15 protein-coding genes and 1 pseudogene are annotated in these 15,106 nt (G+C 54.0%); 1 reads left to right on the plus strand and 15 read right to left on the minus strand.

Features of this window, described 5'->3' with window-relative positions; all coding sequences use genetic code 11:
- Positions 1-121: 121 nt before the first annotated feature.
- The 5 genes from PEH01S_RS09260 to PEH01S_RS09280 all read right to left on the minus strand — a co-directional run bounded on the left by PEH01S_RS09260 (position 122) and on the right by PEH01S_RS09280 (position 5,315).
- On the minus strand, positions 122-1,372 hold the full coding sequence (locus PEH01S_RS09260) for a methionine gamma-lyase family protein (protein ID WP_025844329.1): 1,251 nt from the start codon (positions 1,370-1,372) through the stop codon (positions 122-124).
- 1 nt (position 1,373) lies between these two features.
- Positions 1,374-2,699, minus strand: a complete 1,326-nt coding sequence (hflX, locus tag PEH01S_RS09265; RefSeq protein ID WP_025844328.1) for a GTPase HflX — start codon at positions 2,697-2,699, stop codon at positions 1,374-1,376.
- 321 nt (positions 2,700-3,020) lie between these two features.
- Positions 3,021-3,605, minus strand: a complete 585-nt coding sequence (locus tag PEH01S_RS09270; protein ID WP_025844327.1) for a GNAT family N-acetyltransferase — start codon at positions 3,603-3,605, stop codon at positions 3,021-3,023.
- Between the two features lie 16 nt (positions 3,606-3,621).
- The gene (locus tag PEH01S_RS09275; protein ID WP_127484994.1) at positions 3,622-4,032 is read right to left on the minus strand and encodes a hypothetical protein; all 411 of its coding nucleotides are present in this window, start codon (positions 4,030-4,032) and stop codon (positions 3,622-3,624) included.
- A gap of 302 nt (positions 4,033-4,334) precedes the next feature.
- On the minus strand, positions 4,335-5,315 hold the full coding sequence (locus PEH01S_RS09280) for an AAA family ATPase (protein ID WP_025844323.1): 981 nt from the start codon (positions 5,313-5,315) through the stop codon (positions 4,335-4,337).
- Between the two features lie 135 nt (positions 5,316-5,450).
- Here PEH01S_RS09280 and PEH01S_RS09285 point away from each other — a divergent pair, with 135 nt between their 5' ends.
- On the plus strand, positions 5,451-6,254 hold the full coding sequence (locus PEH01S_RS09285; RefSeq protein ID WP_127484998.1) for a GNAT family N-acetyltransferase: 804 nt from the start codon (positions 5,451-5,453) through the stop codon (positions 6,252-6,254).
- A 63-nt stretch (positions 6,255-6,317) separates the two neighbouring features.
- Here the strand turns inward: PEH01S_RS09285 and tatA are convergent, their stop codons facing one another.
- The 10 genes and pseudogenes from tatA to PEH01S_RS09335 all read right to left on the minus strand — a co-directional run.
- On the minus strand, positions 6,318-6,512 hold the full coding sequence (gene tatA / locus PEH01S_RS09290) for a twin-arginine translocase TatA/TatE family subunit (protein ID WP_025844320.1): 195 nt from the start codon (positions 6,510-6,512) through the stop codon (positions 6,318-6,320).
- Between the two features lie 95 nt (positions 6,513-6,607).
- Positions 6,608-7,264, minus strand: coding sequence for a YdcF family protein (locus tag PEH01S_RS09295; RefSeq protein ID WP_127485000.1), 657 nt, complete (start codon positions 7,262-7,264; stop codon positions 6,608-6,610).
- Positions 7,264-7,653: a Fos family putative thiol transferase gene (locus tag PEH01S_RS09300; protein WP_025844317.1), complete on the minus strand. Its 390-nt coding sequence runs from the start codon at positions 7,651-7,653 to the stop codon at positions 7,264-7,266. The genes PEH01S_RS09295 and PEH01S_RS09300 overlap by 1 nt, the downstream gene beginning before the upstream one ends.
- 1 nt (position 7,654) lies before the next feature.
- The gene (locus PEH01S_RS09305; protein WP_246062855.1) at positions 7,655-8,350 is read right to left on the minus strand and encodes an alpha/beta hydrolase; all 696 of its coding nucleotides are present in this window, start codon (positions 8,348-8,350) and stop codon (positions 7,655-7,657) included.
- Positions 8,351-8,524: 174 nt separating this feature from the next.
- Positions 8,525-9,250 (minus strand): peptidylprolyl isomerase, encoded by a 726-nt coding sequence (locus PEH01S_RS09310; protein WP_127485004.1) that lies wholly within the window; start codon positions 9,248-9,250, stop codon positions 8,525-8,527.
- Between the two features lie 113 nt (positions 9,251-9,363).
- Complete coding sequence (locus PEH01S_RS09315; protein ID WP_127485006.1) at positions 9,364-12,228, minus strand: transglycosylase domain-containing protein; 2,865 nt, start codon at positions 12,226-12,228, stop codon at positions 9,364-9,366.
- A 186-nt stretch (positions 12,229-12,414) separates the two neighbouring features.
- Entirely contained in the window at positions 12,415-12,654 is a 240-nt protein-coding gene (gene hfq / locus PEH01S_RS09320; RefSeq protein WP_025844310.1) for an RNA chaperone Hfq, read from the minus strand.
- 12 nt (positions 12,655-12,666) lie between these two features.
- The gene (gene miaA, locus PEH01S_RS09325; protein WP_036712071.1) at positions 12,667-13,641 is read right to left on the minus strand and encodes a tRNA (adenosine(37)-N6)-dimethylallyltransferase MiaA; all 975 of its coding nucleotides are present in this window, start codon (positions 13,639-13,641) and stop codon (positions 12,667-12,669) included.
- On the minus strand, positions 13,635-14,408 hold the full coding sequence (locus tag PEH01S_RS09330; protein WP_127485008.1) for a class I SAM-dependent methyltransferase: 774 nt from the start codon (positions 14,406-14,408) through the stop codon (positions 13,635-13,637). The genes miaA and PEH01S_RS09330 overlap by 7 nt, the downstream gene beginning before the upstream one ends.
- Positions 14,409-15,106: pseudogene (locus PEH01S_RS09335) on the minus strand (DNA mismatch repair endonuclease MutL); the annotation flags it as partial.

Genomic DNA, 15,106 nt, shown 5'->3' on the forward strand with positions numbered 1-15,106 from the left:
TCAAAAAACGTGTCAAGTTATGTAAGGTTTTCGCCTGATGTCAACCCACTTTACAGTATATTTTCTCACAAAAAATACGCGGATGCTCTGCATCCGCGCATCGAATTACGGACAAACGATGTTATGACAGCAGTCCGCGGTCCACCATATTTTGGATCGCGGTCAGCACGCCCATTTTGCAATGCGAATACGTTAACCCGCCTTGCATATAGGCGATGTACGGCTCCCGGATCGGCGCGTCCGCGGAAAGCTCCAGACTTCCTCCCTGGATGAACGTGCCGGCGGCCATAATGACCGGATGCTCGTACCCGGGCATGTCCCAAGGCTCCGGGACCACATGGGCATCGACCGCAGCCGCCTGTTGAATCCCCTGTACGAAAGCGATCAAATGCTCCGGTCCCGTGAATTGAACCGCCTGAATCAGATCCGTGCGCGGATCGTTCCAACGCGGATGCGTCGTGAACCCGAGCTGCTCGAACACCGATGCGGCAAAAACCGACCCCTTGACGGCCTGCCCGACCAAGTGAGGTGCCAGAAACAGCCCTTGGAAGATAGCCCGGGTCGTACCCAGCATCGCGCCCACCTCGCCGCCGATACCGGGCGCCGTTAAGCGGTAAGAAGCCAGCTCCACGCAGCGGCTCTTGCCCGCGATATAGCCCCCCGTAGCCGCGAGTCCGCCGCCGGGATTTTTAATCAGCGAACCGGCCATTAGATCGACGCCGACCTCAGTCGGTTCGGTCAGTTCCGTGAATTCCCCGTAGCAGTTGTCGACGAAAACGATAACGTCCGGCTTGATTTCTTTGACGAACCGCACCATCTCCCCGATTTGCGCTACGGTGAACGACGGACGCCAGGCGTACCCGCGGGAACGTTGAATGCCGATCACCTTCGTCCGGGGCGTAATACGCTCCGCAACCGCGGCAAAATCCGGGGACCCATCCTCCAGCAAGGCGACCTCCTGGTAAGCAATACCCCAATCCTGAAGCGAACCTTGCCCGTCTCCCGGCTTGCCAATCACTTTATGCAGCGTATCGTAAGGCCGCCCGGTCATCATGAGCAGCTCGTCTCCGGGACGAAGCACCCCGAAGAGCGCAGTGCCGATCGTATGCGTTCCCGAAACGAAATGCGGCCGCACAAGCGCAGCCTCGGCGCCGAACACGTCGGCGTACACCAAATCGAGCACTTCCCGTCCCCGGTCGTTATAGCCGTAGCCTGTCGAGCCTGCAAAATGATAGTCGCTCACTTTATGCTTTTGAAAAGCGCGGATGACCTTCCATTGGTTCCGGTCGATCACGCGGTCGATCTCTTTCAATTTCCCCTCGATCTGCAGCTCGGCCTGCTCCATCAGGCCAAGCACCTTATCATTAAACATCCTACCACGTCTCTCCCTTGGGTTCCTCTTGCGTTGGGCGCGCTTCATCGTAAGCGGCGAGCAGGTAACCGATTTTGTCATATTCTTTGTTGTTCACCCGGACCTTGAACCGCATGTCTTCCCCATCTACTTCATTTTCCAGCACCTCGCCCACGCGATAAACGAGCGAGATCAGATCGCCTTTGTCCGCCGGTATGCGATAGGTTCGGCTTCCGCCCATGAACCGGGATTCGATCAGCTCAACGAGGACTCTTAAGTCTTCTTCCCGGTAAGCCGACATGCGGACAAACGTCCCGTCTGTCGTCAGCAGCTCTTTCTGTTCGGGGGAACAAAGGTCGATTTTGTTAAACACCGTCACACGTTCTTTGCCATGCGCCCCTAGTTCTTCCAACACTTGATCGACGACCTTCATTTGCGTGGTCATCATCTCGGACGAGCTGTCAACGACATGTAGAATCAGATCCGCCTCGCAAGCCTCCTCCAGCGTCGCCCGGAACGCCGCGACCAGATCGTGAGGCAGATTTTGAATAAATCCGACCGTATCGGTGACAACAATCTCCATGCCGCCCGGCAGCTCAAGCGAGCGTGAAGTCGGGTCGAGGGTCGCAAACAATTGATTCTCGACATAAACGTCGGCCTGGGTCAATTGCCGCAGCAATGTGGATTTTCCGGCGTTCGTATAGCCGACCAGCGCGACTTGAAACACGCCGGTTTTTTTTCGACGCTCCCGGTGCAGGCTGCGATGCCTGACGACCTCTTGCAGCTGCCGCTTCAGCTCAGCGATTCGCTCTCGGATATGACGTCGGTCCGTCTCCAGCTTCGTTTCTCCGGGGCCCCGCGTCCCAATGCCGCCTCCGAGGCGGGACAAGTTTTTGCCCTGTCCGTACAGCCTCGGCAGCAGATAGCTGAGCTGGGCAAGCTCGACTTGAATGATCCCCTCCCGCGTCTTCGCCCGCTGCGCGAAAATGTCCAGGATAAGCTGCGTCCGGTCGATAATTTTGACATCCAGAAACTGCTCGAGATTGCGCACTTGGGCGCCGGACAGCTCCTGATCAAAGATGGCGGTATTGCCGCCTGTCTGCTCCAGCATCGCTTTGAGCTCCTCGGCTTTGCCTTTGCCGATGAACCATTTGGAGTCGGTATACTCCTTATTTTGCGTCAGCGTGCCGAGCACCTCGACCCGAGCCGTCTCGGCCAAGCTGATCAGCTCCGCGAGCGAATGGTCCGGATCGTACATCTCCTGCTTTTTGAGCTGCGGCGTAACCAGACTGACCAGCACCGCACGGTCTTGAATTTCTCCCGTTACTTCGTGTATCGTTTTTTTCATATAAGTTTAGTTATCTCCTTTGGGGTTTTGCCCTCCAGCTTCATATCCTCCGGCCGGACCCAGATGAGCTCCTGCCTCGTTGGCTGGGGATTGGACTATCCGGGAGACCCGCTGCATGCTTGCGCATCTCCCTTTCGGCTTCTTCCTTTCGACCACCAAATTTTAATACAATTTCGATTTGTTCTTCAAGGAATAAAACTTTTTCTATTAATACTTGAACAAGGTATTAGCTCTATTTAAGCATGATACTTGCCGGAAGGAGCATCCAGCACCCATTCCAAAATTTCTATATTTTGCTTAAACCTCCAAGGCTGATATAACTTAGACTCCGGCGTTGCATGAATTCGGCGTATGCAGCTCCCGAAATTCGTGCTCCAAAATGCTCATGGTTATCGCATCGTGATATTGATGGTTCAAAAATAAGCAGTCCCTCTGGATTCCCTCTCTTTTGAAGCCCAGCTTCTCGTAAACATGAATCGCTCTGTCGTTAAAAGCGTAGACACTCAGTTCGACCCTATGCAAGTTCAATCTTCCGAAAGCATGGTGCAGCATAAGAAGCATCGCTTCCGTGCCGTAGCCTTTCCCTTGATTTTCTTGGCCCGCAATGGCAATCCGGATATTCGCGCTCCGGTTTACCGGATCGATATCATTCAATACCACTTCTCCCACAAGACGATCTGTCGCTTGGGAAATAATCATAAGGTCCACACGGCTTGAATCGGGTTTTGAAATATGTTCAATCCAACTGGCTGCCGTTTGTCTCGAAAACACTTTCTGCGTCCCCGTGAACCTACTCGTTGTTGGATCGGACAAGTACGCATAATAATCATCCAAGTCACTCATTTCGACAGGCCGCAGGTAAATATGTTTTCCTTCCGATGTTTTGACAAGCCCTTGTTGCTCCATGTCCACGTCTTCCTCCTTAACGAAAACCTATCTCCATTCTCTGGGGTTTATACAACCTCTCTCCCCCGAGCTCCTGTATATCGAAACTAACCACAAAATAGGTATACACATATTCGTATTTATTAGACCGGTCCTCAAAATCGAAGGTGAATTCAAAATCATACTTCGCGTTACTAAAACAGCAGCCAAAATCCAATGTATTCAGTTCCCATGTTCCTTCCAGCTTTAAAAACATCTTTAAAAATTCAATTGCTCTGCTTGAAACCGCCTCAATGTCTCCGATCACTTCTTGCGCCATTTGCAAATGAGCCGGTGACGGATGCTGGTCATCGCCTTTGATGTACAGATCAAATTCATCCGATAAATGCCAATTTTTATTGTTATAACGCAGCTTCGACCAGTTTATTGTCTTCAACGAATGATACATAACTGAAGGCCCCTCGTTTAGAACGATCTACCGTGTTTTACATCTATAAGTCCCCATTGGTAGAAACTCAATTAGGTAAGAAAACAACCAAGCTGATTTTACCATATAAACAAATGCAACGCACAATTCGCCGGGCAACCGCTTCTTATATGACTTCATCGGGGGAATGGACGGAGGCTTGTCTTAACATAAAAAGCCCTTCGGGCAGCAGCTTAAGTTCATCTTTTCGATGCCCTTTACCTGTCTGCCTGAGAGGGAAAAAGAGGCGCGGAGCCTCGTTTTGCGTGAAATCGCGGCATTCGCTACAATTGTCTCAGATTCATATAGGACGGTTCCTCAATTTTGCCATGAATATTAAAATCCTCGTGCGTCAGATTGATCAGGTCCTGCTTTGTCAGCTTTCTTGCCCTTCTAACCAGCCTTACCGCCTGAAACCGGATTGCTTTTTCGATAAGATTCCTTATGTGGCGGGCATTGCTGAAATTCAGATTCAACAGCTTTTCTTGGGTTAAATGGTTCTTAATTTTATGAATGGCTTCAGGGAGAATAACATATTCCCGTTCCGCCGCCATTTGCTTCGCGATCTCGATGAGTTGGTCTATCGTATAGTCGGGAAAATTGACCTGAATCGGAAAACGAGAAGGAAGACCGGGGTTCGTCTTTAAAAATTCCTCGATTTCTTTAGGATAACCGGCCAAGATTAGAATAAAATCGTTCTTGTGATCCTCCATTGATTTGACCAAACAATCGATGCTTTCTTTTCCAAAGTCTTTATCTCCGCCCCGAGCGAGACTGTAGGCCTCATCGATGAACAATATGCCGCCAAGCGCTTTTTTGACCATTTCTCTCGTCTTCAGGGCCGTATGGCCGATGTATTCGCCAACCAAATCCGCTCTTTCCACTTCGATCAGATGTCCTTTGGAGAGAAGCCCCATGGATCTGAATAGCTTCCCGATAATCCTTGCTACACTTGTCTTTCCTGTCCCGGGATTGCCCTTGAAGATCATGTGATAAACGTTGGAGCTAACCTGGAGCCCCTCTTGCGAGCGAAATTGCTTTATCTGCAGAATCGCATAAATTTGAAAAACAAGCTCTTTGATCTCGTCCAAGCCAATCATCTTATCCAACTCTTTGTAGATGTCCGAAAAGGCATCCGTGACTTGCATGACGTCTTTGGAATCAACTTTTTCCTGCACAGAAAGCGGCTCAGGAGAAGTTGACTTGAAAACAACATTGATTTGTCGGTCTCTCGTCGTAATGAGCCTGTTTGTCTCTGGAGTCATTTCATCACCTTCCCCTACCCTAATTCATAGTCGGACGGAGGAAAATTTATAACTCCCTGATGAAAACTAATGATTTGCATCAAAGCTATGGTATGTTTATAATGAAATTTCTTTTCTAAAGGAGGCCTGAGGCGAATGAAGGCACTGCAAGATCGATCGATGTTCCGCCTCCTTGAACGATTGGCTTTGCGTACTTGGCCGGCTCAATTGGAGCAGCCTTACGAAGGCTGGATCCTGAGGGCGTCCGACGGGGTGACGAAGCGCGCGAACAGCGTATGGACCATTGACGGCAGCGAGCATTGGGCCGGAGACGAAAAGGCTATTGCCGATGCGGAAGCGTTCTATCTGAACCATCGCTTGACTCCGCGCTTTCATATCAGCGACGCTTCGCCTTCAGGGTTTGACGAATGCCTTGAACGACGGGGATATGTAAAAGAAGTGCCGTGCCTGATGATGACAACGGACGCTGTACGAGCGATACAGCGTACGGAACCCGTGGACGGAAATTCACTGCACGCCGTTATCCAATCGTCTCACGACACCGCTTGGCTGGGGCATTTTTTGGCAATGGAGGGCTTCGCTCCCGAGTTCGGGGCGTTTTACGACAAGCTTTTCTCCCGAATCGACGCGCCAACTGCCTATGTAAGCCTTAGGATGCGAGACCAATGCGTCGGGGTGGGAACGGCCGTCGCCGAGGACGGATGGTCCGGCTTCATAAATATCGTCGTTCATCCGCATCATCGAGGTCATGGCATCGGCAAGCGAATCGTTCACGAATTGGCGCGATGGAGCCGGGACCAAGGAGCGGACCGCTTATATTTGCAGGTGATCGCGGACAATGCCCCTGCCATCCGGCTTTACTCGGGGGCGGGCTATGAGCGGCTTTTCGCCTATCATTATCGTACTAAGCTTATAGACACTTTAGCTGAAAATTGCTAAGAAAAAACTCCCTCTATTCCAGGCTCGGAACGAGCATAGGGTAGAGGGAGTTTACGCCGGCACTCAGGCTTTTTTATCGTCCTGCGGCTTGTTATCGTCTTTATCCCCGGACACGAGTCCGCGGGTCGATTCCTTGAATTCGCTGAGCGTCCGGCCGAAGGCTCTCCCGAGCTCCGGCAGCTTGGACGGACCGAAAAGCAGCAGCAGCACGATAACAATCAGAAGAAGTCCTCCGATACCGATGTTTCCGAAAGGCAATGCAATCAACTCCTTCGCACCTGGAGATCGTAACTTTCATTATACCAGCTTGTCCCTGGAAAATAAACCGATTCCGCCCCATCTTACCCGCAGACTCAGGTTACCGGCCGGTATCCGAAAACGGACCGCATCTTGTCCCACTGCCATTTCGTCAACGCCAGCGTTTCCCTGCTCTTGTGCCAAGCCATCATAAGTACATTGGATTCCATCGGCGATACCGAAGGGGAATCGTAGCCCAGGAATCGCGCCATATCGAGCGCACGCACCGCATGATAACGGTGGGTGATGATAACCGCCGAACTCCAGCCGTGCTCCCTCATGATCGTTTGGCTAAACATCATATTTTGCAGCGTGCTGCGGGCTTCGTTTTCTAAATAGATGGCTTCGCCAGGCACGCCTTTCTCCACCAGGTAGTTGCGCATCCCCTCCGCTTCCGTCAGCAGCGAATCGGCACGGTCGTAGCCGCCGGACACGATAATGCGGGGGATGACACCGGCCTGGTACAGCTCGACCGCGCGGTCCAGCCGTTCCCTTAACGCCGGGCTCGGCGTCGTTTGCCATAAGGCCGCTCCCAGCACGATTCCTACGTCGTGCGGAGGCAGTTTCTCGTCCGGCAGTGTGGCTATGCGCCATTGAATGAAGCCCACCCATAAAAGCGCCACAGCGCCCAAGGCGAGTAGGAATCGGAACAGCTTGTTCATGGTACGGCGAAGCCCTGGCGCGTTCGGCTTAACGCGGTTCACCCCGGCCATTAGGACCACCCCTTCATACGTTCCGCTAAACTGCCTGTAAACAGCTCCAGCTCGGTCCCGTCCGGATCAAGAAAATTGATGCTGTACCCGCCCCCCCGCTCCAGAGGCCCCCTGACGATGGGAACCCCCGCACGCTGCAGCTTGGCCGCTGCATCATGGAAATCTTCTTCCGCTATGGAAAATGCAATGTGGTCAACGCCATAACACGGCCTCTCCGAAGACTCGCAGCTTCGTTCGATTAAGCATACCCAAGCGCTTCCCCATTCCAAATAAACGTCGAGCCGGCCGCGATGAACAAGCTTCATCCCCAGCATCGATTCATAAAATAACAATGAGTTGGACAAATCCGATACGCGAATCGTCACATGATTGAACCCTGTAGCTTTCAACTCAAACTCCCCTATGCTGTTCATTCGATGAGTCCAAAAAGCGCGCAACGGCCGCGAATAACTGAGGAGCTTCGGGCTCCAAGCAAATCATATGCCGGGAATGCGGCATATAGAGCAGCTCTTTCTCGCCCCGGAGTCTGTCATAAATATACCGGGCGCTATAGGGGTGAATGATCTGGTCTTGTTTCCCTTGGACGACCAGCGTGGGCACGGAAATTCGCGGAAGCTCCTGCTGCTTCACATACCGGACCAGCTTCATGAACTGAACGGGTGCCGAAAACGGAATGCTTTTGGGCCGCTCCCACGGCTCTCGCAGCCTGATGCGGACACGCTTCGCCAAATTGCGGATAAACCTTCCCGGACTCACATAAATGACCGCCGCGTTAAGCAGCACAAGACGGCGGACCGGAAAACGGTTAGCCACATAAGCGGATAACATACCGCCCATCGAAAAACCGACCACATCGATTGTCCCGTACTGCCGGGTTAACCGTTCCGCTTCCTCGCCAGCGGCATTCAGCCAGTCCTGCCATTGAACCCCGCGCATCCTCCGTAATCCTGCGTCATGCCCCGGAAGTGTAGGAAGCACACAAACATAGCCCTGCTGCCGCAAATAATCCGCAAGCGGCTCCACCTCAAACGGTCCGCCGGTAAATCCATGCAGCAGTAAACAAACACGCGGTTCATGAATCGGCATGATCGACATTTCTCCTTAGACGGGCTATTCAAGCGCTGCTTGATCATTTGGACTCTCTTCTTAGTAGACGTAAGACATAGGAGTTTCGTTTCATGTGCATTTGTTTTTTTCGCCGGTCACCGGACGAAGGCCGATGAATGCAAAAGCAGCGTGGCATGCCACGCTGCTTTCAACTTATTTCTCGGTAATCGCAACCGATTGGATCGTCACTTTCTCGGTCGGAACGCTCGGAGACGCTTCATTCCCCTGCTTAACGGGGGTCTCGGCGATCTTCTGGACGACATCCATCCCTTCCACCACTTTACCGAAGATGGTGTAGTTCGGGCGCTGGTTCAGCGATTTGCTGTCCTCGCCGGTGCAGATGAAAAATTGGCTGCCGTTCGTATTTTTCCCGGAATTGGCCATCGCGACGATTCCCGGCTCGTATTTGTGCGATGTCTTCAGCTCATCTTCAAATTTATAGCCGGGGCCTCCCGTGCCGTTGCCGAGCGGGTCGCCCGTCTGGACCATAAAGGTCTTGATGATCCGGTGGAACGTGATGTTGTCGTAGAAGCCTTCCTTCGCTAAAAAGACGAAGTTGTTTACGGTTTTCGGCGCTTCCTTGGCGAACAGCTCAATCGTAAAGGCGCCTTTGGACGTCGTGATCGTCGCCTTGTAAGATTTGTTCGGATCGATGGACATCGCGGGCGGAGACGACCAGGATTTCTTTGCGGCTTGCTCGGTTCCGGTTTGCCCTCCTGTTTGGCCGTTTGTCTGCCCGGCTGTCTGGCCGCCGTTCTGCGGCGCGGGTTCCTTTTGAGCCTCCGGAGCGGGCTTCGTGCCGCAGCCGGTCGTAATCATGGCGAGCAGCGCGGCGGCGCATGCCCACTTTGCCGTTTTTCTTACCATTTCTGCATTCATCGGATCAAATTCAACTCCAATTATGTCAAAGTTTGTATAAACTAACCTTCGCATGCTTTATTATACTACGAGTCTTCCGTAAAATAAAAATCCTCTTGTGCAGCGGGACGTCGCTATCGCGTTATCGTGCCCGACTGTGTTGTTGATCCTGACGGAGCGGAACTGGTTCCCGCTCCATCCGTCGTTCCTGTCGAAGCGCCGGAGCCGGTGGCGCCTCCTGTTGCTCCGCTGCCGCCTCTGGAAGAGCCCCCGGCTGCCGCATCCGTGCCGCTGCCGGTTCCTGTGCCGCTTTTGCCGCCGCCGGTTCCAGAGGTGCCTTGACCCTTACTGCCGTTCGTCTGCGTCCCGGAATTCGTACCTCCCGTAACGTTGGTGCCATTTGTTCCGGTCCTGGTATCGGTTCCGCTCTCCGTTCCCGTGCGTCCCGTATCCGTTCCGGCTCCGGTACCGCCTCCCGGCTGCGAAGTCTCGCCACCGGGCCGTGTGCCGCCGCCCTGTCCGGTCCCGGGCTTCGTGCCCTGTTCCGAGCCAGTGCGGCCGTCCGTTCCGGTGCCGCCTTCCCGATCGGGCCGCTGCTCTTGGCCCGGCTGATCGGTTCCAGGGCCGTTATTCCCCGGTTGTCCGGTTGTACCCTGCTGATCCGTACCCGGCTTTCCGTCCGGCGAATTCGGGTCCAGCTTGCCGTTCGGTTCGGTTCCCGGATTCAGCGGGTCGAGCGGATTCCCGCCGAGCTTATCGATTGTGACCGTCGCCACGTTCGAGCGCGCGCCGGTCGTATTGTTCTCGGCGTTATAAGGCACCACGACATATTCGTACGTGTCCGGCTGAGTAATCAGCCTGTCGGAAAACTCCGTCATCGTCGTACTCTCTAGTGGCTCTGCCGGGAAGTCGGACATCTTGCTGTCCTTGCGGAAGATCTGATACGTCATGTTGTCGCCTACGCCCCCCCAGCTGAGCTGTACCTTCGAATTGCCGCCCATCACGACATGCTCGGCCTTCAAATCGGTGATTCCTTTTGGCGGCGCCGTTAGATCCTTGACGCCGTCGGGCCGCTTAAAGGAGGTCATCGGGCGTTTGGCCAGCGCTTTCTGCATAACCTCCTTGAAAATAACGCCCGCGCTGCCGCTGCTCATCGAGACGTAATGCTTCGAATCCGTTTTGTCGAAGCCCATCCACACCGCTGCCGTCCATTCCGGCGTATAGCCGACAAACCACAGGTCGCGGTTGTATTTTTCCAATCCTTTGATATCGAGCTGCGTGGAACCCGTTTTGCCCGCCACCGGACGGTTGAACTTCGCCGCCGTTCCGGTACCTCCCGGCTCAACGACGCCCTGCATGAGCTGGGTCATGTACCAAGCCGTCTTGGCGCTCATGACGGACTTGGTCTCTCCTTTGAATGGTATGACTTCTTTGTCTTTCACAATCTTGGTAATGGCGTGCGCGGTAGGCAAATTCCCGTTATTCGGGAAGGCGCTATAGGCCCGCGCCATTTGCAGCGTCGTTACGCCTTTGTTCAATCCGCCAAGCGCGATTGCCAGGTTCCGGTCGTTTTTGTCATCAAGCTCGATGCCTAGTTTTTTGACAAAGTCTATTCCTGTCTTGACGCCAATCTGGTTCAGCAGGTCGACAGCCGGAAGGTTCATCGACTTCTTGACCGCATCGAACATGCTCACTTCGCCGCGGTACACCCCGTCGTAGTTGCGCGGAGAATAGCCGTTATACGATTTCTGCACGTCGGGCAGCCTGCTGTACGGATTGTACTTGCCGGATTCGATCGCCGGCGCATAAGCGACAAGCGTTTTGAACGACGAGCCCGGCTGCCGTGGCTGAGCGACTGCGCGATTCAAGCCGCGGGCAACATAATCCCTGCCTCCGATCATCGCGACAATGCCGCCGTCCTCATTGTTCAGGATGACCATGCTGCTCTGCATTTTTTGTTCCGGTCCGTCCTTCTGGAACAGCTTGTCGTTCGCGTATGTCTGCTCCATAATTTGCTGGGCGTTCGGATCCAGCGTTGTATAGATTTTGTACCCGCCCCGCAGCAAATCGTCTTCATCGAACTTATAAACGTCCTGCGCTTCCTTGAGGACGTAATCGATATACGTCTGGTACTGCGATTTTCCCGTATTCGCCGGAGGAGTGTATTCCGCAGCGACGGCTTCCGCCCGCTGGGCCTCCGTAATGTAACCCTGCTCCTGCATCAGCTTAAGCACAACCGCCCGGCGGTCCTTCGATTTATCCGGGTTCGAGATCGGATTGTACGTGTTCGGCGCTTTCGGCATCGCCGCGAGCGTGGCCATCTGCCACAACTTTAAGTCATTCAAATTGGAGACGCCGAAATACACTTTGGAGGCCGCTTTCACGCCATACGCCCGGTTGCCGAAATAAATACGGTTTAAATAAGCAGTGATGATTTCTTCTTTCTTATATTCTCTTTCAAGCGCAAGCGCTATCGACATTTCCGTCGCCTTGCGGAAAAACGTTTTGTCCGAGCTTAGAAATACGTTTTTGGCGAGCTGCTGCGTGATCGTGCTCCCGCCCTCCACCATGCTGCGAGCAACGATATCTTTAACGAGAGCGCGTCCGACGGAAAACAGATCGACGCCCTGGTGTTGTTCAAAGCGCTGGTCTTCCGTTGCAATGAATGCCTGCTTCAACAGCTCAGGTATCTCGTTAGGCTCGACATTTTCCCGATTCTCCACTTTCAAAATGCCGGCCTCATTACCACCCGCATCATAAATGATCGACGCTTCGCTGAAATTCAGTTTGCCTATGTTCTCTTTTAAGATCTTGGCTCCGTTTACCAAGATAAAGATGTACACCCCCATCCCGCAAATGGCGGCGAGCGCGCCGGCGACAAACGTCCATGCCAAAACTTTGCCTAAGGTAATCTTCTTCTTTTTCTTCGGTTTTGCGGATGATGTCGGTTTCTTCTCCTTCGGTGCTTGGCCCGGTGTTCTGCTGTTTCTTCCCGTCATGCCCCGACTCCCTTTCTGTGTCTGTGTACAATGCACAGCCTATTTAACCTGCATCAAGGCTTACTAAACAAAGAACAACCCTAACGAGCCGGGTTGCTCTTATGTTTCGTATCCATTTAGACGTACGGGAAGCTGAAAAAGTTGCTTTTTCGGCTTCCAAGTTCTGGCCGCGAACCAAAAAATCCGCTATTCGGCGCTGCTTTCCTGCTGCATGAGCGACACCGAGCGCTGCGGCGTAAAGGTCGAAATCGCATGCTTGTACACCATCTGCTGACGTCCTTCGCTGTCGATAATGATCGTAAAGTTATCGAACGCGCGAATCACGCCGCGAATTTGAAATCCATTGGTCAAATAAACGGTGACCGGAATGTTCTCCTTGCGCAATTGGTTCAAAAACGTGTCCTGAATGTTGATTGACTTGTTCATCAATGGGCCCCCTCAAAAATGGTTAACGCCAAATGTTAGCTTGTCTGCTATTATAGCACGAATCCGGTCCAGTTGGGTAGAAAATTCTTCCATTTCACTCATATCCACCCAAGAGATGTCCTTCATATGCCGGAACCAGGAAAGCTGACGTTTCGCAAAATGACGCGTGTTCTTCTTCAGTAAATCGACGGCTCCTTCCAAAGAATACTCTCCCTGCAAATACGCCGCGATCTCCTTATAACCGAGCCCCTGCATCGAAACGAGCGACGGTCCGTAACCTTTCGCCAGAAGCCCTCGAACCTCCTCGACCAGCCCTTGCTCCAGCATGAGATCGATTCGCTCTTCAATACGTTTATATAGTAAAGCTCTATCCATTGTCAACCCGACGATACACAATTCGTACGGGGTCTGTTTTTTTTGGGCCTTAAGCTGGTCGGAAAGCCGCTCTCCAGTCATATGAAAAATCTCAAGCGCCCGGATGATGCGGCGCCTGTCGTTCGGATGCAGGCGTTGGGCCGACTCCGGATCGACCTGACGCAGCCGCTCATGCAGCGCTTCCGCTCCGTGCTCCTCGGCATAAGCCTCCTGCTCTGCACGAAAAGCCGTATCCGAGCCCCCTTCGGTGAACCGGAAGTCATAGCAAACCGATTCGACATAAAGGCCCGTTCCTCCGACAATAAAAGGCAGCTTTCCGCGGGAGTCGATATCCCGGATCAGCGATACGCACCGTTCTTGAAATTCCGCAACCGAGAAAGGATGGTCCGGGTCGTGGATATCGATCATATGATGCTTGACCCGGGCAAGCTCTTCCGGCGACGCTTTGGCCGTACCGATATCCATCCCGCGGTACACCTGCATCGAATCTCCGGAAATGATTTCCGCGTTGTATTCTTCGGCCAGCGTCAAGCTAAGCTTGGTTTTGCCGACGGCGGTCGGGCCGACCAGTACAAGCAGCTTCGGCCGATGCCGGTCCGTTTCTGTCAGCATCGTATCACTCCATAAGCTATTTTGGTGGAAGACCGGTGCACTTCCGCGAAGCCCAGCCGGTCGAATTCCTGACTGTCCCGGTGCTCCTTCATCACAACCGCCCGGCGGGCGACCCGCCGCGCTTCCGCCACCGCTTCTTCCGTCAGCGCCCGGTCGTCGGCTACGCCCCGGATCGCCTTGATCGAGGTCGATTCCGTGATCGGCTTGCGAAACATCGGATCGAAGTACACCAAGTCGGCGCTGCGCGGCGGCAGCGCACGCAAATAATCGGTATGATCCTGACAAATCACCTCAATGCGGCGCATCGCTTCGTTCAGTCCGGACACCTCCGATTGGTAGGTCTTAAGACCTTGTCCCAATAAAAAACACGGAAGCCGCGCCGTTTCCAGCGCAGTCACCGCTCCTTCGGGCCCTGCCGCAAACGAGAAAACGATAGCGTCGGAGCCGAGCCCCGCCGTACAATCGATAATCCGGTCCCCGGAGCGGACGCCAGCCAGCTCCAGCAGCGGGTCCGTCTCGCCTTTCAGCAGCCTCTTGATCCGGACCGCCGCCGTGCTGGGATGAAAAAACAGCGGAAGCCGCTGCCCGTGATGATATTCGATCCGCTCTTTCGAGATCAGCAAAATATCCTCGTCCCCGTACCGCTCCCGCAGCTGGGCCAGCGTCATCCGCCGCCTCCGGATGCAGCGCCCGCCAAGCTCGCGCGCCAGCGTCTCGGCCTCGCTCAGCTGTGCGGGATTCGGGTCATAGGAGGTGGTAACGAACAACTACATCACCCTTTTAAACATTTTTTCCAGCTCATAGGTCGAAAAGCTCACGACAATAGGTCTTCCGTGCGGACACGTATACGGATTGCGGCAGGCCGCCAGCCGGTCGAGCAGCGTCTCGATTTCCAGCAGACCGATGCTCTGGTTCGCTTTGATTGAAGCTTTGCAGGAGCACATGATCGCCGCTTTTTCCCGCAGCTTGCCGATGTCTACCTGCTTCTTCTCGCCGAGCAGCCATTCGATCATTTCTTCGATAAGCGCCTGCTCCTCGCCCGCCGGAAACCAATGCGGATACGCGCGAACAAGGAACGAGGCCCCACCGAACGGCTCCAGATACACGCCCGCCTGCTCAAGCTGCGGCAAGCGGTCGGCCAGCTTCGCCGCTTCGATCGCGGTGAATTCCAGTGTCAACGGCACAAGCAGCTCCTGGCTCGCTTCCGCGGGATTGCCGAATTTGTCGTAGTAATACTCATAATTGATCCGTTCATGCGCAGCGTGCTGGTCGATCAGAAACAGCCCTTCCTCGTTCTGCGCGACGATGTACGTGCCGTGAAGCTGCCCGATCGTGTGCAGCTTCGGAAAGGCCGGCAGCGCCGGAGGCTGCTCCGCCTGCGGCGTCATCGCGCGCAGCAGCGCCTCCGAGGCTGCCGCCGTCTCGCTCGGCGTAAGCCGCTCGCGCTCTGCGCCCGGCTGCGCCG

The organism is Paenibacillus ehimensis NBRC 15659 (assembly GCF_004000785.1).
Taxonomy (GTDB): domain Bacteria; phylum Bacillota; class Bacilli; order Paenibacillales; family NBRC-103111; genus Paenibacillus_G; species Paenibacillus_G ehimensis.